14 protein-coding genes are annotated in these 17,429 nt (G+C 55.1%); 2 read left to right on the top strand and 12 right to left on the bottom strand.

What is annotated here, in order from left to right; genetic code table 11:
* Positions 1–44 precede the first annotated feature (44 nt).
* Positions 45–338 carry a hypothetical protein gene (locus tag ACZ9IL_RS04135; protein ID WP_476002363.1) on the bottom strand — a complete coding sequence of 98 codons (294 nt, stop codon included), beginning with the start codon at positions 336–338 and terminating at the stop codon, positions 45–47.
* A 354-nt stretch (positions 339–692) separates the two neighbouring features.
* Here ACZ9IL_RS04135 and ACZ9IL_RS04130 point away from each other — a divergent pair, with 354 nt between their 5' ends.
* On the top strand, positions 693–2,069 hold the full coding sequence (locus ACZ9IL_RS04130; RefSeq protein ID WP_476002362.1) for an amino acid permease: 1,377 nt from the start codon (positions 693–695) through the stop codon (positions 2,067–2,069).
* A gap of 136 nt (positions 2,070–2,205) precedes the next feature.
* Here ACZ9IL_RS04130 and ACZ9IL_RS04125 read toward each other — a convergent pair whose 3' ends face one another.
* The 11 genes from ACZ9IL_RS04125 to ACZ9IL_RS04075 form a co-directional block, all read right to left on the bottom strand.
* Positions 2,206–3,585, bottom strand: a complete 1,380-nt coding sequence (locus ACZ9IL_RS04125) for an SVAGG family GlyGly-CTERM protein (RefSeq protein ID WP_476002361.1) — start codon at positions 3,583–3,585, stop codon at positions 2,206–2,208.
* 108 nt (positions 3,586–3,693) lie between these two features.
* Positions 3,694–4,599: an ROK family protein gene (locus tag ACZ9IL_RS04120; RefSeq protein ID WP_476002360.1), complete on the bottom strand. Its 906-nt coding sequence runs from the start codon at positions 4,597–4,599 to the stop codon at positions 3,694–3,696.
* Between the two features lie 82 nt (positions 4,600–4,681).
* Positions 4,682–7,840, bottom strand: a complete 3,159-nt coding sequence (locus ACZ9IL_RS04115) for an Ig-like domain-containing protein (protein ID WP_476002359.1) — start codon at positions 7,838–7,840, stop codon at positions 4,682–4,684.
* A gap of 154 nt (positions 7,841–7,994) precedes the next feature.
* A complete protein-coding gene (gene chbA, locus ACZ9IL_RS04110; protein WP_476005301.1) occupies positions 7,995–8,345 on the bottom strand; it encodes a PTS N,N'-diacetylchitobiose transporter subunit IIA in 351 nt (116 codons plus the stop codon).
* 30 nt (positions 8,346–8,375) lie between these two features.
* Positions 8,376–8,693, bottom strand: a complete 318-nt coding sequence (locus tag ACZ9IL_RS04105) for a PTS sugar transporter subunit IIB (protein ID WP_476002358.1) — start codon at positions 8,691–8,693, stop codon at positions 8,376–8,378.
* A gap of 45 nt (positions 8,694–8,738) precedes the next feature.
* Complete coding sequence (locus tag ACZ9IL_RS04100) at positions 8,739–10,088, bottom strand: 6-phospho-beta-glucosidase (RefSeq protein ID WP_476002357.1); 1,350 nt, start codon at positions 10,086–10,088, stop codon at positions 8,739–8,741.
* Between the two features lie 13 nt (positions 10,089–10,101).
* Positions 10,102–10,812, bottom strand: a complete 711-nt coding sequence (locus tag ACZ9IL_RS04095; protein ID WP_476002356.1) for a GntR family transcriptional regulator — start codon at positions 10,810–10,812, stop codon at positions 10,102–10,104.
* A 10-nt stretch (positions 10,813–10,822) separates the two neighbouring features.
* Positions 10,823–11,539 (bottom strand): sugar isomerase domain-containing protein, encoded by a 717-nt coding sequence (locus ACZ9IL_RS04090; protein ID WP_476002355.1) that lies wholly within the window; start codon positions 11,537–11,539, stop codon positions 10,823–10,825.
* An 82-nt stretch (positions 11,540–11,621) separates the two neighbouring features.
* Positions 11,622–12,995, bottom strand: coding sequence for a sugar phosphate nucleotidyltransferase (locus ACZ9IL_RS04085; RefSeq protein ID WP_476002354.1), 1,374 nt, complete (start codon positions 12,993–12,995; stop codon positions 11,622–11,624).
* A gap of 65 nt (positions 12,996–13,060) precedes the next feature.
* Complete coding sequence (celB, locus tag ACZ9IL_RS04080) at positions 13,061–14,413, bottom strand: PTS cellobiose transporter subunit IIC (protein ID WP_476002353.1); 1,353 nt, start codon at positions 14,411–14,413, stop codon at positions 13,061–13,063.
* 88 nt (positions 14,414–14,501) lie between these two features.
* On the bottom strand, positions 14,502–15,446 hold the full coding sequence (locus tag ACZ9IL_RS04075; RefSeq protein ID WP_476002352.1) for a DUF7916 family protein: 945 nt from the start codon (positions 15,444–15,446) through the stop codon (positions 14,502–14,504).
* Between the two features lie 623 nt (positions 15,447–16,069).
* Here ACZ9IL_RS04075 and ACZ9IL_RS04070 point away from each other — a divergent pair.
* Positions 16,070–17,413, top strand: a complete 1,344-nt coding sequence (locus tag ACZ9IL_RS04070) for a carbohydrate porin (RefSeq protein ID WP_476002351.1) — start codon at positions 16,070–16,072, stop codon at positions 17,411–17,413.
* Positions 17,414–17,429: the final 16 nt, after the last annotated feature.

Raw genomic sequence — 17,429 nt, 5'->3', positions numbered from 1 at the left:
AGGAGAAAAAATAACGCCGACGGGGCTGGTCGGCGTCATTGTCATCATAAATGCGGGCGGGAACCCGGCTTGTTGAGCTCTCTATTGTTCATCAGCCAGCCATGCAGGGTCAGCAGACCGGGCCCCTTGCGCACCCGCTCGCTCAACCAGCAGGCGGGCACCAGACCAATGCCTGCGGCCAGAGCCAGCACCATGGTGATATTGCCCACCAGATAATCCGCCCCCTGCCATCCCCAGACGATGAGACAGGCAGCGGCCATCGTCAGCAGCATGGGAGAGAGCCAGAGCCCCAACCAGAGCGCGGCAAACAGCAGCCCCCCGACAATACGTTCGACCATATTGAGTCCTTATCAAAAAGAGCAATTACGCACGACGGCGAGACTGTGTCAATACGCCCCCAATCAGTCGCTCACAAAACCAGCAACCACTCCCAAAACCCCTTCCTGGATCATAAAAAACCTGCTTCGGTCCCAAAAAACGCGCCGATGATGAGGAAAACAGGTGCATGGGCGGTCGATTATCACTATTCTGCTCGGGTTGGTAGCCGCCATAAAAAACGATGAGCGGCACACCGTAACGAAATTAATACGGATTTCGTCACGTTTTCGGCACAGTGTGCCGCGCCGGGGCACAGGAAGTGCAAAGGTGGACGGGCGACAGACGAGTGACTTCAGCGACGTAAGGACGGAAGAATGGATCTTCAACAACAGGGCGGAGAGCTGAAACGCGGCCTCAAAAACCGCCACATTCAGCTTATCGCATTGGGCGGTGCCATCGGTACCGGCCTGTTCCTCGGCATTGCCCAGACCATCCAGATGGCGGGCCCCTCGGTGCTGCTCGGCTACGCCATCGGCGGCTTCATCGCCTTCCTGATCATGCGTCAGCTCGGCGAGATGGTGGTGGAAGAGCCGGTTGCCGGCTCCTTCAGCCACTTTGCCTACAAGTACTGGGGTGACTTCGCCGGCTTCGCCTCCGGCTGGAACTACTGGGTGCTCTACGTGCTGGTGAGCATGGCCGAGCTGACCGCGGTCGGCATCTACGTGCAGTACTGGTGGCCCGAGATCCCGACCTGGATGTCGGCGGCCTTCTTCTTCGTGCTGATCAACGCCATCAACCTCACCAACGTCAAGGCATTCGGCGAGATGGAGTTCTGGTTTGCCATCATCAAGGTGGTGGCCATCGTCGGCATGATTGGCTTTGGCGGTTATCTGCTGCTCTCTGGCGGCGCGGGCCCCGAGGCGAGCGTGACCAACCTGTGGGATCAGGGCGGCTTCTTCCCCAATGGCATCAACGGACTGGTGATGGCCATGGCGGTGATCATGTTCTCCTTCGGCGGGCTGGAGCTGGTCGGCATCACGGCGGCAGAAGCCGATGATCCCGAGAAGAGCATTCCCAAGGCCACCAACCAGGTGATCTACCGGATCCTCATCTTCTATATCGGCGCCCTGGCCGTGCTGATGTCCCTCTACCCCTGGGGTAAAGTGGTCGAAGGTGGCAGTCCCTTCGTGATGATCTTCCATGCGCTCGACAGCAATCTGGTCGCCACCGTGCTCAACATAGTCGTGCTGACCGCCGCGCTGTCGGTCTACAACAGCTGTGTTTACTGCAACAGCCGCATGCTGTTTGGCCTGGCCAAGCAGGGCAACGGCCCGCGCAGCCTGCTCAAGACCAACAAGAGCGGCGTGCCGCTGGTCGCCCTCTCGGTCTCTGCCGCCGCCACCCTGCTGTGCGTACTGATCAACTACCTGATGCCGGGCAAGGCCTTCGGTCTGTTGATGGCGCTGGTGGTCTCCGCCCTGGTCATCAACTGGGCCATGATCAGCCTCGCCCACCTCAAGTTCCGCAAGGCCAAGCAGGCCGAAGGGACCGAGCCCAAGTTCAAGGCGTTCTGGCATCCGTTCGGTAACTACCTCTGCCTCGCCTTCATGGCCGCCATCCTGGTCATCATGTACCTGACCCCGGGCATGGAGATCTCGGTGATGCTGATCCCGGTCTGGCTGGTTGTGCTCGGCATCGGCTATCAGTTCAAGCTCAAGCGCCGTAGCCCGGTCGCGACCAACCTCGGCTAAGCCTCCTCGCTCTGCTTACGCAAATGCCGGTCAATGACCGGCATTTTTCATTTGAGCATACCGCCCATGCAAGCGGTGATCCTCAGTTGCTTGCATCCCACCACGCTTGCCCATCCTGACCCAACCATGGGGTCAATTAGCGGTACTTTCTGCGCCACCAGGCGAGGCAAGCCAGCCCCAGCAACACCAGCGGCGAGCTGGCGCCAGCACCGAAGCCCTCGTCAGTGCTCTTGATCACAGGCGCACTCGCGGCATCGTCATTGCTCTGGACGGGCTCACTCTGAACCGGCGCCGGGCTGGTTCTTGCGAGCGTGATGGTGGTTTGAGCGGCACTGACCGCGGTGGCGTTGCCCCCGCGCAGGCCAAGGAGCAGCGTCTTGTTGCCACTGAAGTCCAGGTTTTTGCCGGTGAGCCGCAAGGTCTTCACCCAGCTGCCGTCGGCCGTGACCTGGTAGTCGGGGTTGTTTGGATCGAATGTCAGGGTCTGGGTGACATCATCGAAGTAGTGATCGCCAGCCCTGGCGGTGACGCCCTGGCTATAGAGCTCCACCGCGACGGGTTGCGCATACTGGCCGGCCCCCTTCACCCTGACGCTCAGGGTGAGGAAGGGCACCTCCCGCGAGAGGGCGCCGCCACTCACCTGCAGGCTGGCAACACGGTTACCATTGGCCGGCGCCGTCATCACCGCCGCCCCCGATGCCTTGAATGCGGAGCGGCTGCGGTTGATGCCTTTATAGGTCCAGTCCGTCATGGTCGAATCGGCTCTGTCGTAGAAACGCTGCAGGAACAGCTTCTCATCCAGGTACTGAGTGCTGCCGAACAGGTTGGCGTTTGGAACTTGGGGACTGCGACACATCAGACGCCCCGCCCAGGCGCCGTCAGACTGGCAGAGGGCATTCTCCGGCTTGTTGTAGAGATCGACGCCACCGAAGAAGTGCAGAAACTCATGTGCCAGGCTGCCCGCGGCGTAGTAGCTGCCGGTGGTGGTGACATTGTTGAGCTTCACCTCCGCATCCATCTGGCCTCTCGCCAACCCGATGGCATAGCCGTGCAGGAAGCCATCGTGCAGCGTGACCCAGAAATCCGCCCCCGAGCTGCGACCGGCAAGCCGAATGGCCTCGGCATCCTCGGGGGAGATGCAGGCGGTGTCGTACCCGGGCTCGCTGGGCGCCATATTGTCCTTGGCCGCAATTTGCCCATCCTGATAGAGCACCATGGCGGTATGCGCCAGGCCATCCAGACATTGTGCATCGGCGGTTTGGTCACTGAGCACGAGGATTTGACGCAGGTTGAAGTGGATGTCCTCCGGCTTGCCGTCGCGGGTGATCCCCGTGTACTGCGACAGATAGAACTCATCCACCTTGCCGAGGTTGGCGCGCAGGCCGGCAAACAACGCCTCGCGGCCCTGGCTATCGGCCATGGCCTGCGGCACCATGAAGTTCACGTCTATGGTGGTGGTTGCCGTCGCGGTGCCAGTGGCGAGCAACAGGCTCAGAGCAATCGGGTGTCCTTTCATATGCTGCATCCATGTGTCTTGTGACTGAGTAACAATCCAAACCGTTCGTCCATATCCAGCCAGGCCGCTCCAAGGCGCAGACTGCATCATTTCCCCGCACGCAAGCCCTCACCGCAGATGCTGGTTTGCGCCTTCCTCCAGGCATTGGCGCGCCAGCAGGGCGGCCCCCACGATACCGGCATTGCCATCCAGCGCCGCCAGGGCGAAACGGGTCTTGCCCCTGAGATAGGGGTAGAGCTTGTCATCGATTTGCCGCTGCAACTCGTCCCAGAACAGTGCCTGGGAGTTCATTACCCCGCCCCCCATGACGATGATGTCCGGGTTGAGGGTATGAATGACGTTGGCGACGCCGCTGCTCAGGTGGGCGACGAAACGGGCTCTTGGCTCGGCCTGGGCCAGCAGTTCGGCCGCATCCGTCAATCCCCACGCCTTCGCCTGTCGACCCAGCGCCGTGCCGCTGGTCAGGCTCTCCAGCGCCCCCTGGTTCAGGCCCTCGCCATGGGGCCCCTCTTCGGAGATGATCATGTTGGCAATCTCACCGGCGCAGTTGTGCGCGCCGCTGATCAGCTGGCGCTGGTAGACGAAACCGCCGCCGACGCCGGTGCTCACCGTGATGTAGAAGACGCTGGTATAACCCCTGCCCGCCCCGAGCAGGGCCTCCCCCAGAGCGGCGCCATTGGCGTCGTTCTCCAACCGCACCGGCACCTTGAACTCGCTCTCCAGCAGCGCCTTGAGGGGGACCTCATCCCAGTCCGGCAAGGTGGGCTGCGCATGGATCACCCCATTGACCGCATCCAGCGGCCCTGGCGCTATGACCCCAATGCCCGCGACTCGATGCGCCTGCATCAGACTCAGGCAGGCACGCTGCATATCGGCCACTATGCTCCGGTAACCACGAGCACTGTGGGTCAGCATCTTGCGCTGCTCCAGGATGACGCCCTGGCCCGTGATGGCGGCCACCCGCAGCTGGGTGCCCCCCAGATCGATGCCAATGAAAATGTCTGAACCCTGCATCTGTAATCCTCTCGACAGTCAAACGAGAAAGAGGAGGCAGTCATCTGCCTCCTCCGGTTATGCACTCAGGCAACGCTCCCCGTTATTCCGGTTTGGCCAGGAAGCTGTGGAAGCGTCCCATCCAGTACGGCAAGGTGTAAGTGGTCGAGCCTTCAAACGTGGTCGGGCTGCCATAAGCCGGGTTCGGCTTGGTACCGACATAGCTGCAGGCCGTGCCGGCATCGTTATCGAAGCAAGCGGCGTTGGCATCGAGCCAGTTGTGATACTGGAGCGGCTTGAAGCCCAGGTTGAAGGTACTGTTGTTGAACTTGGTGAGCATGCGCTCATCCAGCGGCAAGGTGGTGTGTGACCCCTCGGCCAGCACCTTGTCACGCATGGTCCGGCTATCGACGATGGCAGCATCATTGATCAGGATGATGGGGTAACGATCCTCACGGGTCGCAGCCTCGGAACCTATACCGGCTTTCCACACGTCGGGACGGGCGAAGTCATAGGCACCCCATCTTCTGGTGTCGATTGGGTGGCGATGCAGCTGCCAGGCGGCCGTTTTCTTCAGGTTTTGGCCCGAGGCGTTGGTCAGCTCTGTCTTCGGTTGGCCCAGCTGGCGGACGTAATCGAAGAAGGGGTTCTCCTGATAGCCCATGGAGCGGTACCACTCGTCGTATGCTTCCACGTACTGCTGATGCAGCTCGGTACCCTGCTGTTCGGTGGTGAACAGGATGTACCAGGCCAGCGCCGCCATCTCTTCATCGGAGGTGTTGACCACCTCACGCACCCACTCCTCGACCTGCACCGGATCGTTGGGATCTTCGATACCGTCACCACACATGCCGCCACCGTCGTTGCCACTGGCAAAGGTGCCGATGGAGGGGGAGTTGTGGGTGTTGTTGCCGGTCTCGACCACAGGGTTCGAATCCAGACAGCCGATGCTGGAGGTGTCGGCACCGTACTGGGCTCCGGCGAAGGCTGCCCAGCGGCTCCAGTACTCCTTGGCCAGGGTGGCATAGTCATAACCCTGCTTGCTGGCGAGAGCCTGATATTCGGACTCGTAACGCTGCTCACCGGTGACATAGGCGGCCACCTTCATCCCGGCGACCAGCACCACGGAGTTCAGGGCGGCATCTTCCCATGCGTAATCGTTGTTGAAGTAATCACGGGAGGTCTTGCCCCACTTGGTGGGCTGGCCACTGGCATCAACAAAGTTGTATTCGTTGGCGATCAGTTGGTCGGCCCACTTCTGCATGGTGGTGCGGATCAGATCCTTGGTGGCCTTCTCTTCCGGATTGCTCTCGTCGAGGATGTCGTAGGCAATACGATAGATGAAGAAGTGACCGATGGACTCGTCGTTGCTGGTATCCGCCTTGTAGAGCACCTGCTCCTCGGTAAAGGTGTTGCCCAGATCGTCTTCCATCGCATTGGCGCAATCACTCTGCGCGGCGAAGGCACCGGTACACTGCAGCACATCCGGGATCGGCAGCTCGGCATTGATCTCGAGGCCGGCCATCTTCTCACCGACCGGGCTGCAATCCTTGCTGCCGCCCAGATCTCTCGGTACCCCATCACAGTAGACAAACTTGGCAATCTTCTTGCCGGTCAGATCCCCCTTGGTCCCAAGCTCACCCGCGCGCGCCACTGTGTGGCCGCCGGGGAAGTAGTTGCTGGCACCGCCTTGCACGTAGCCCTCGGTGAAACCGTGTACATCGGCCCCCTGGAAGGCATAGGTCCGGGCGAAGAAGCCTTCGATGGTGCGGGTCTTGGTGTCATAGTCGATGTTGGTATCGTTCAGCGCACCGATGGCATAGGGATCGTCGATGAACTGGCTGTCATCGATCGGCTTCATGTTGTAGACCAGACCCACCTTGCCACCGTTGCCTGCCGGCCCGGTCGGCTTGTTGTTGATGGCGTATTCGCCATCCTTGCGCAGCACCAGCGTCTGCAACTTGTAGTCACCACCGTCCGCCCCCACGATAGGCCGGACCTTGGTCTTCACCTCGCCCTTGCGACCCGAGATGTTGCTGAGCAGCAGATCGAATTTGAGGGCACGCAGCGCTGTCTTGCGGGCGGCTTCGATCTCACCCTTGTCGGCCCCTTCCCGCTTGAGGGTGGCGTAGCGCATCAGCTCACCGCCGCCATACATGGAGGTCCACAGGCCATCGTTGTCGGTGATCTCCGGGTGCCAGGCACCGGTACCGCTGTCGGCACGATAGCTGGCATCGGACACAGAGCCACGGCGATCGACCACCCGCTGGGTCACCTCGCTCATCAGCGCAGCCTTGGCATCAGGGTTCATGGGCACCATGGCGATGTGGCTCAGGGCGCCACTGGCAGAGGTCACCCAGATCCCCTTGTTGCCGTCAGACATGATCTGGGTGGGCACCTGCGGCACATAGTTCACCGGGGCGTTGACTTCCACCTCACCGGTCAGGGAGATGTTGGCTTCGATGGGCAGATAACGGTTCCCCATGAAGTACATCATCCGGTCACGGTTGGTGGCGGTTCTGTCTTCCCGCACGATATAGACGCCTTCACGACCCGGGTTGGTATTCTCCTGGATCAGCCAGCGGATATTGTCCTGCAGGACTTCGTCGCTACCGTCGGCGGCCATCAGGGCACGAATGTCGACCAGATCCTGGCTGGTATTGGTGGAGGCATAACGGGTGACCTGTTTCTCCAGCAAGATCGGGTTCTTGGTGGGCTTGTCACCCTTGATCATGACGGTCGGGTTCTGCTTGTTCAGGGTCGGCGTGGCCACCACATTCAACTTGGCGACCCCCGCCACACTGGTATTGGTCACGGAGCGGGCGGAGATTTCCACCGAGCCGGTGCTCACGGCCTTGACCCGGCCAAATTTGTCGACGGTTGCCACCGCCTCATTGGAGCTGGACCAGGTGATGCCCTGCTTTTGCAGCACCTCTTCTGGGCTGCCGGGATAAGGCAATGACTCATCGGGGATCAGCATGGCTTCAACGGCGCGGGATTGGCCAACGACCAGCTCGGTGTTATTCCAGATCCCCATCTTGATCTTTGCCGGAGCAGCCAGATCCAGCACGGGGGCCGGCTCGGGATCCACCACGGGGTTATTCGGCGTAGTGGGAGTACCCGGATTGCTTGGATTACTCGGATTGCTCGGATTGCTCGGATTACTCGGATTGCTCGGGCTATTTGGATTGTTTGCATCCGTCGAAGTGCTGTCATCTTCAGAACAGGCCGACAGGCCGAGCATCGCGGTGATAATAACCACTGCTATTTTTGATTTATTGAAAATTCCATTTTTTTCCATGACAAAGCTCCATTTAAATAAATAAATGCATTCAGGGTTCTATTAAGTGGGCGTCAATTAAATTGACATTTATATTTCGAGCAAACGAACATTAATCATGTGTGATATCTAGCAATTATTTTTCTGCCAACCTCTTATAAACCTGTATCAGTTCGCCAATTAATTCGCGGGCGAGCATGGACGTCATCAAATGATCCTGTGCATGTACCATGATGAGGGTCATCCTGGTCTTGCCCTCCCCCTGGTCTTGTTCAATCAATGTCGTTTGTACCAGATGGGCTTCATTCAATGCGGCTCTGGCCGCCTGCATCACGTCCTCGGCCTTGATAAAGTTGCCTTGTTTGGCCAAGGCGAGCGCCTCATAAGCACAACTGCGTGCATTACCGGAATTAATGATCAATCCCATCACCTGTTCTTCCAGATCAGAGGTAGCATCCTCCGAGCCAGGCAGTTCAATATCAAACATATCCATCTGTTTCCTGCTTTTTGAGAACGGTTATTTTACTTGGTGTGCCTTAATCATGGCGATGGATGATTTCAGCAGTGCCAGGCCATCCATCTTGCCATAAATCAATGGGTCAATGACTGCCATGGGTTTATCCGGAAATTTATCGGAGAAGTCATTGAGCATATATTTTATCTGTGGGCCAAGCAGAATAAGATCGGCTTCCGCACCCTTCTCCAGAATCAATGCTTCGGAGAATGCCTGGATCTCTACCGGTACGGCATGCTTGGTTGCGTGTTCCTTCATCTTATTAACCAACAGCGATGTTGACATGCCCGCGGCACAAAACAGATATATTTTCTTGTTCATATGGCACCTGATTTTTGGTATCAATACTCACATACACGTTACTGTTTAATGACTCAATTTCGCAATCACTTTCTCGAATTGCGGCAAGTATTTTTGATGAGCTAATAGCATCTCATTCACAATAACCTTTGCCGATGTATCTGAATGAATCAGCGGACTCAAATTCATGGCTACGATCAGGTCTTGGTAATTCCCGGTCAGCGCTGCCTTGCTGGCGGCTATTTCAAAAGACTTTATTGAGCTGATGACACCCAGCACTCGCTCGTCAAAATATTCAATGTGTGCTTTTGGCTTGGCCCCCTCTTTACTGATGGTGCAGCTAATTTCAATGCACCAGTCATGGGGGATATTTTTAACATGCCCGTTGTTACATATATTCACATAGTGTTCGGTGTGGCTGTCATTGACAATAGCGCTGATAACATCACAGGCCGCATCAGAATAATAAGCACCACCACGTTCTTCCAGTTGCTTGGGTTTGATATCCAGCTCTGGATCCTGATATAGCTTGAAGAGATCGGCCTCAATCGCCTGTACCACTTCGGCACGGGTGAGCCCTTTATAATATTCACCCAACTCTATCGCCAACATCTCTTTTTCTTTGAAGTAATAACGCAGGTAAGGGCAAGGGATCAGCTTCAAGCCGTTGATAAAGTCCATATCAAAAGGAAGGTCGGATACGTTTTTCACCGAGGCCGACTGCTGGTTGCTGTCGCTGGTGACCTCCGCCAACAGTTGTTCCATCTTCGAATCGCCATCGATGAGAAAATCCTGCATGAACACCATATGATTCAGGCCGAAGAGATCCATATTCACCTGGGCATTCGCATCACATTGGAGCAATTCCTTGGCAAACATCTTCATGCCCACCGGCACATTGCAGACCCCGATGAAACGGCGAAAATCAGTGTGGCGCTGGACGGCCTCGGTAATGAGGCCGGCCGGATTGGTAAAGTTGATAAGCCAGGCATTCGGACACAGCTCTTCAATATCCCTGATGATGGAGAAGACGACCGGGATCGTTCGCAGTGCCTTGAACAGCCCACCGGCGCCGTTGGTCTCCTGCCCCAGCACCCCATGAGAGAGCGGGATCTTTTCATCCTTGGCCCGCGCCTCCAGCTGCCCTACTCGAAATTGTGTGGTAACAAAGTCGGCACCTGGCAGGGCATCGCGTCGGTCCAGGGTTTGATAGAGCTGGATGGGCACGCCCGCTTTTTTGATCATCCGCTGGCACAGGTTAAAAATGATCTCCAGCTTGTCTGCCCCTTCGGCGACATCTACCAACCAGAATTCGCTGATCGGCATTTCATGATAGCGCTTGATGAATCCCTCCATCAGCTCGGGGGTATAACTGCTCCCGCCGCCGATAGTCACCACTTTAATAGCTTTCTGCATATGCTCAACCTGATTATCTGTGTAATAAAGTGACGTTATTCAATTCATACTGCCAGCTATAATGTTCCGCCAATGTATAAGAGATGGTGTACTCCACCAGGCGATCACGCTCATAAGCGGCACGAATTACTTTTACTGCGCAGCTGAGCGCCGATGTATCTAGTTTGCTGGCGGTATCCAACAAGATGAATCCAGCAGATAATGTTTCAACGCCACGGTCGAATTTGACTTGATATTCTTGCAACAACAGTTGGTAAAGAGATTGATTACTTTCTACCTTCTTCTCCAGGTCAGGAAACCGCTCGGCGCAAAGATAATTGAGCTCCTGAATAGACTTTACCCCATCGACACTGCGCACACGTTCCAGACAAATAATATTCTCACCTGAGAAACCACTCAATTCCCCGTGAGTCGGAGTTGCCATCACATAGCAATTTATGAGCTCGGTAGCGACGTCTTTGCCAATTGTTTTCATGTCTTGGGTCAGGCTACCAAATTCAAATGAGTTAATCATCTTATTATTATTTATATATATTCCCGAACCGTGACGAACGTCAATTATCTTCTCTTCTTTTAATAATGCCAGTGCCTTGCGAATGGTTACCCGACTTACCGAAAATTGCTGTGCCAACGTCCTCTCATCAGGTAATTTCTGAAAATCTTTCTCGTTGAGAATAAACTCTTTCAGCTGTGCACAGACTTCTTGATAACGGTAACTGGACAAAATCATCTCCTCACATTGACTTCAAGCGACCGGCAAAATGAGCATAGACATCATCATTATTAAAACCATCGACGTTCTGACTGGAGAATATCAAGGGCGTGCAATGTCGAGCCAATGCCTGCTTTTGCGCTTCCACTACTATGGTGTTGAGCAGGACGACCCCTGCCACTGTAGAAAATGCGCCAGTGACTCGACCATTGACCAGGCACAAGCCATCTCCACTCGGAACACAATTATCAAGGACTATGTCTGCCACATCCAACAGTTTTTGCCCTGAAAGATGCAAACTTGGGTAGGCGCTCGACTGCTCTACCGAGGTGATGGCAACCACGCTATGACCATATGCCTGCGCTATCTGGGCAAATTCAATCGGCAAGGCGTTGCGTCCCGAATTGGAAACTACGACGATCACGTCCCCTGCACTGATGGGTTGCTCTGACCACAGGATGGCCGCCAACCCTGGCAACTTCTCCAGTTTGGAGCTGCGCAGCGCGCCGTCACTGGTCGTCACCGTCGAATCAAGGATTGCATTGATATTGCCAAGCCCCCCGGCACGAATGAACCCTTCCAGACCGACCATATGAGAATGTCCGGTGCCCAGGATATGAATCATGTTGTTGTTCAATATTGCATCTGCAAATAATGCAATGACTCTTTTCATATTTTCAGCATTGCCATTGATCAAGGTCTCAAGCCTGCGCTGCAATAACTCGACATATTCAAACATAAGTCACCCTGCCAATCATTGGCCACCAATATACACTCAGTCATTCACCAAAACCTTGTACGGTATTTTCAATGGGCACACCCTAGCTATTAAAACCATAACGCTGGCTGCCCCAAGGCTTGGTAATCAATGTTTGTTCAACCTGAATAATGCTTTCATCTGGCAGATCATCGGCCAATATCACATTCGAGCCGACCACCGAACGACAGCCGACTTTCACCCCTGGCATGATCACGGTATTCACGCCGGTGCGGGTGAAGTCCCCCATATAGACGACATTACTGTAATGATGAGGCGTCACGCGTTTCTGATTGATGAGATGACTGGTTTTGGCATCATCATATCTCAGCGTGCCGAAGGTCGTGCCGGCACCTATATCCACATTGCGGCCGAGTACCCCGGCAATCTCGCAATTATGGTACAGATAGGTACTCTCAAAAATAACACCCGCCAATTCGGCGCAGTGACCGATAATAGCCTGGTTACCCACCGTCGTATCATCGGCCAACTTGCAATACTCTTTGATGGTCGCACCATGACCGATAACCACGTTCTGGCCAATAATGGCACCGTCGGTTATCTGGCAATGGTCACCGACAATCGCATTACCCTGGAATATGACCCCATCACCAATATGACTGTGCTGGCCGACCTTGATATGTCCGCGTATCACGGCACGGGCTGAGATAGTGGCACTTTGTGCAATCTCACTCGCGTTCAGTGACTGACAACGCTGACGATTGAGGTAGCTGTTGACCTCCAGAATATTCCAGGGGTAATCGAGGTTGAAACTGGGCTGGTCGCAATGGATGAAATCGACGGCCACCTGCTGTGCCCAGCTCACCAGGGCTGACTCCAGAAATCTCTCGCTCGAAGGCATCATGCCAACCTGAACATGGTCATAAATGTCAGTCGTATAGGGCAATGCCTTGTTGAAGAAATCGGCACTCAACTTATAAGCGACGATCTCGCTATCAAAACCCTCTCGCCGAGGGTGCGCCAGCAACTTGAAATCCTGCTCGGCATTGAAACACAGGCGATCGGAACGCTCCTCGGCACGCAATTTTCTCAGCAATACGGCGTTGTCAGCGCTGCTGTGTATCAGTCGTTCAAGATCTTCCGCCTGAATGAGACAATCCCCGGGCAAGACCAGCACCGTGTCGGTAACAGGGTTGATCTGCTGATACTTCAACAAGGCCTCTATGATGTCCTGAGCCCCTGCCACCGAGTGGATACGGGGCGCAGGTACCACCTTGTTATGGTGAAAGAAGCGGGCAAGTTGGCCTTCATGCTCATCGGCAAGCATTGCCAGCTCATTTACCCCTGCAGCAGCCAGGGCCTGCTGCAACCAATAGACGAGCGGCATATTACTGACGGCGAGCATGGATTTACTTCTTATCTCGGTAAACGGCCATAACCTGGTGCCCTTTCCCGCTGTCATCACAATTGCCTGCATGATGCCTTACCCCGTTTTTATCGCAGACGTTAAACGTTATTGCCTAACGTCTGCTGCTGGCCGACTTAGAAGGAGAGTGCTGCCTTTTCGTCTTCTTCCTGTGTCTCTTTCGTCACCGTCTTTTCATTGGCCAGGCAGATGCTGTCCCATTTATTCATGAAGGGATAATAGATAGCCATGGCTGCCAGCAGGTTTATCAGCTGCATGACGGCGCCCGAGATATGCCCCCCCGTGGAGAGGTAACCACCGATGAAGATGGGCGTTGTCCAAGGCACCGAAATACCCGCGGGCAGCGCCACGAGGCCACTCGCCATGCCGATATAGGTCAGGGTCAGACCAACGACCGGGGCCAGGATGAAGGGAATGACCATGATGGGGTTGAGTACCACGGGCAGACCAAACATGATGGGTTCGGAGATATTGAACAGCGATGAAGGCAGACCCAACTTGCCGATGGAACGGCACTGCTCACTGCGGGCACGGAAGGCCAGCAACAGTACCAGCGCCATCATGCTGCCAGAGCCACCAAAGTTCAGGAAAATGGAGTTGGTTTGATCGGTGATGATGTTTTTGATCTCGGTGCCAGCCTGGAAGGCGATCCGGTTTTCATCGGTGAAGACCAGCCAGATTGGCAGCATGATGCTGGAGACGATGTTGCTGCCATGAATGCCCACGGCCCACAGCGCATGTTCCATGGTGGTGGCCACCAAGGCTCCGATATAACTGCCGCCGATCAGCTTGAGCGGCGCCGTCAGGATACTTTCGATGATGGTGTGCAGGTTGCCAAGATCGGCCGCTTCAATGGCGAGACGCACCAGCCACAGCGAGGTCAGCACCACGAACGCCGGGATCAGGGCCGCGAAGGATTTCAACACGGCTGGCGGGACTGAGTCAGGCAATTTGAAGCTGATATTCCTGACCATCAGCCACCGATAGACCTCGGTTGCATAGATGGCGATGATAATTCCCAGGAACATGCCGGCACTGCCCATATAGGCCAGGTTGATGCCACTGACACTGATCTCCTCACCGGTTGCCTCTATGGTGTGAGTAATGTTGTAGGGAGTGACGAGCATATAGGCAGCCAGCGCAACGGCGGCGGCGATAATAGGATCGAGCTGGGTATATCGCTGTGCCAGACGATAGGCAACCCCCAAGGTGGCAAAGATGGCGATCAGATCGTAGGTTGCACCGACCGGCAGCAGCAGCTTGTCCATCAAACCGCTCTCGGTCATGTACTCTTCGTAACCGGGGAAAGGCAGGAAAGCCAGGATAAGGAACAGCGAGCCAATGATCATGAAAGGCATGACCAGTGCCATACCATCACGAATGGCAATCAGGTGGCGATTATTTCCCAACCGCTGAGCCAGCGGCATCACATATTTTTCAATTGGATCTTTCGTCTTGGCATTATTCATAGCATCCCTCGCCATATATCAATGCAACCGCATTGTTTAAATACGCCTGATAACAGGCTCCATTTTAAAAACTATTCAATGTCATGAATTAACGACGCAGCCCTATCCGGCGATAGGTGTGCCGTTTGCCACGAATGGCGATAGAGCAATATTTGATGTTCTCCGGATCGGCAATACCGGCAAAGCCCGCATCACCGATGTGAATAATATCTGCGCCGGCCACCTTGGAATTCAGCGCAATTTTCTCGACGACGGCTCTATCGGCACCTTCCTGAGAGGTTCCCATGGCGCACAAGGCCAGTTTGCCGGCACCATGAATAACCTCGATCAGTGCCTTGGCGGTTTCGGGTGTCATGCCTGGGGTGGTGTAAGGCGCCGGGATCATGATGATGTCGGCCCCCGCCTGGCAATATTTGAGCAGCATGTCAGCCGCAACGTCCGTTCCTGTGCCAGCACCGTGCATCTTGCCGGCGATGATCAGCAATTTATTGTCGGCGACGGCCTTGGCCATGCGAATGGCGTCGATGATCCCCTCTTCGGTGATCATGGTGTTGGGGTTGCCGGTGATGACGACATAATCCAGCCCCAACGCCACTGCCTGCCTGATGTTGTCTGCCGATACCCGAAAACCGGCCGGATATCTGATCTCTTGCGGGACTGGCTCCAGGTTGCAGCCAATGAAGCGGCTCGATACCTGTTTCAGATCCTGCACCACCCGATTCAGGCTCGCTTGCTGGCGAATGAAGCTGGCATGCTGCTCATAACGGGTGGCGAGACAGGCATCGTCGTCGACCGCTTCTTCATACAGGCCTTCGACATAGGGTTGGCCCAGATCAAAGGTATTGAGGGTGATCATGTCTGCGCCAAACGAGGCGGCCAACTCTGGATTGCTCACCCCCTCGGAGAAGGGTTGGCAGCTGACCACCGTCTCGGCCATCAGGGTCCGCCCTTCGCTGTGCCGGATCATCTGCAGTAACTGCTCGGGCGTCGTCGCCAGGACATCCGCTCTGAGGACTTCAAACATTCTCTTCATAAAGACTCCAACCACATCGCAGATAAATACCAATTGGCATCAACATAACAAAGACCAATTTTGGTATCTACTACAATTTCACTGAAATGTGAGGGCGATTACAAAACCCTTCCGAGCCAATTCAGGCGGTGATGCACAGTCACCGCCATCGCCACCGCCATGCCTGACAGATCCTTGTGCCAGCAGGCGGTGCAAAAATTTCACCCTTTATATTGATGTTTGAATTAGTACGCAACAACTAAAAATAATCCATTAAAATCATCATCTTGTGATGTTTCCAATCAAGTACCATGATGTGTGAAGATACGATTTTCCATCATTGGGCATCATCCGAACCTCTTCATGACACAGCCAGACCAGCCACTCAGCCACAAGAAACAACGCTCTCTTTCATGAAAATAATCATGACTGTGATTGTGCTCACGATTATGTAACAGAGTGTATCAAACGCAAAATTGGTCTGATATGTTGATACCAATCTGAAGGGGGAGACCAAAGAATGAGTCCGAACCTTGAGGTCAGGATACCGATATGCGGCGCTTCATCGGCCGTTCAACGGATCTACGTTGCTGCCTTTGCCAACGCTGGGTGAGTCACATAACTAATAATAGGGATTTAGAGTTATGAAAAAATCGATCTGTTACACCATGGTTGCCGCCGCACTCGCCCTCGGGGCAACGAGCAGCATGGCGGCCGAGGGAACAACGACCGCTGACGTTCTGGCCACAGCAGCCAAGAACATTGATTTTTTTGGTTATTTTAGAGCCGGTGTTGCGGGTGGTGCCGATGGCAGCATGGAAAACAACATTGGCGGTGACTCTTTCGAGAAAAATAAAATAGGCCGTATCGGCAACGAGTTTGACAACTACGCCGAGGTCGGTTTCGGAACCGAGCTGTATAACGAAAATAATCGCTCCGTCTACGTACAGACCATGTTCAACATGTGGGACGGGGATACCAACAGCAGCACCGACGATAGTCCCTTCGGCTGGGAAAACATGAACATGCAATTGCGCAACTTCATGGGCTTGGGCGAAACCTCGTGGGCGGGTATCCGTCAATACAAGAGCAATTACTATATCGATATGACTGACCACTATTACTGGGGTCAAACCACCGTTGGTGCCGGCGTCGAGGATATAAAGGCTGGCCCGGGCAACCTCTCCCTTGCCGTACTGCATCGGGATCTCGATGGCGTCATTCACAATCCGAGCATCGACTCTGAAGAAGGAGCCCTGGAAGGTACCCTCATCGACGCCATGAACTACGAGATCCTCTACGACAATCTCTCTGTCTGGGACAAAGGCACGCTGGCAATGGGCTACCGGTTCCTCCATGCCGACCCAACAGACGCCCAAATCGACAATCCGGAACTGGGTGAACATGATTACGCCGATGGCCATGCCTTCCTGGTCGAACTCAAACAGGAAATTGGCGAATCTGGCTATAACCGCACTGTGCTGCAGTACTATCTGGATGGCTCGGCCCTGCAAGGCGTCCAATTCGGTGCGGCCGACGTGTTGAATGGAGAAGTGAAAGACGGTTCAGGGTTTGCCATCCGCAACTTTGGCGCGATCCCGCTCTCTGCTGATTGGGACTTTACCCATGTGCTCACTTATGCCGAGGCCAATAGTGTCGAGCAGTGGAATGGTGACGAGAGTGATGCCTCCAGCATGGCCGTCAACGCCGGCGTGGTTTATCACTGGTCGGATATTACCCGCACCTATCTCGACGCGGGGTACTTCCAGGACGACAAGAGCGTCAACAATACCGACTATGACCGCAGCGGTTCCAAAGTCACACTCGCCCAAGCGTTGTCTTTTGGCCGTGGCGAGCCAGAGTTGCGTGTTTACACCTCCTATCTGGACAGCGACAACAGCAACTGGGACGACACCACCCATAGCTTCGAAGGCCATAACAGCGACGATACCTGGGCCGTTGGCGCCATGGTCAATGTTTGGTGGTAAAGATCTTATCGGTTAA

This window comes from Aeromonas sp. TECH754 (genome assembly GCF_056279295.1).
The sequence above is the reverse complement of the archived record's forward strand: the minus strand, read 5'-3'. Positions and strand labels throughout refer to the sequence as shown.

Excerpts from the sequence above, each read along its gene's own strand:
- ACZ9IL_RS04075 (WP_476002352.1), bottom strand. The coding sequence starts at position 15,446 with ATGAAGAGAATGTTTGAAGTCCTCAGAGCGGATGTCCTGGCGACGACG.
- ACZ9IL_RS04070 (WP_476002351.1), top strand. The coding sequence starts at position 16,070 with ATGAAAAAATCGATCTGTTACACCATGGTTGCCGCCGCACTCGCCCTC.
- ACZ9IL_RS04135 (WP_476002363.1), bottom strand. The coding sequence starts at position 338 with ATGGTCGAACGTATTGTCGGGGGGCTGCTGTTTGCCGCGCTCTGGTTG.
- chbA (WP_476005301.1), bottom strand. The coding sequence starts at position 8,345 with ATGTTTGATATTGAACTGCCTGGCTCGGAGGATGCTACCTCTGATCTG.
- celB (WP_476002353.1), bottom strand. The coding sequence starts at position 14,413 with ATGAATAATGCCAAGACGAAAGATCCAATTGAAAAATATGTGATGCCG.
- ACZ9IL_RS04125 (WP_476002361.1), bottom strand. The coding sequence starts at position 3,585 with ATGAAAGGACACCCGATTGCTCTGAGCCTGTTGCTCGCCACTGGCACC.
- ACZ9IL_RS04085 (WP_476002354.1), bottom strand. The coding sequence starts at position 12,995 with ATGCAGGCAATTGTGATGACAGCGGGAAAGGGCACCAGGTTATGGCCG.
- ACZ9IL_RS04100 (WP_476002357.1), bottom strand. The coding sequence starts at position 10,088 with ATGCAGAAAGCTATTAAAGTGGTGACTATCGGCGGCGGGAGCAGTTAT.
- ACZ9IL_RS04120 (WP_476002360.1), bottom strand. The coding sequence starts at position 4,599 with ATGCAGGGTTCAGACATTTTCATTGGCATCGATCTGGGGGGCACCCAG.
- ACZ9IL_RS04090 (WP_476002355.1), bottom strand. The coding sequence starts at position 11,539 with ATGTTTGAATATGTCGAGTTATTGCAGCGCAGGCTTGAGACCTTGATC.
- ACZ9IL_RS04130 (WP_476002362.1), top strand. The coding sequence starts at position 693 with ATGGATCTTCAACAACAGGGCGGAGAGCTGAAACGCGGCCTCAAAAAC.
- ACZ9IL_RS04105 (WP_476002358.1), bottom strand. The coding sequence starts at position 8,693 with ATGAACAAGAAAATATATCTGTTTTGTGCCGCGGGCATGTCAACATCG.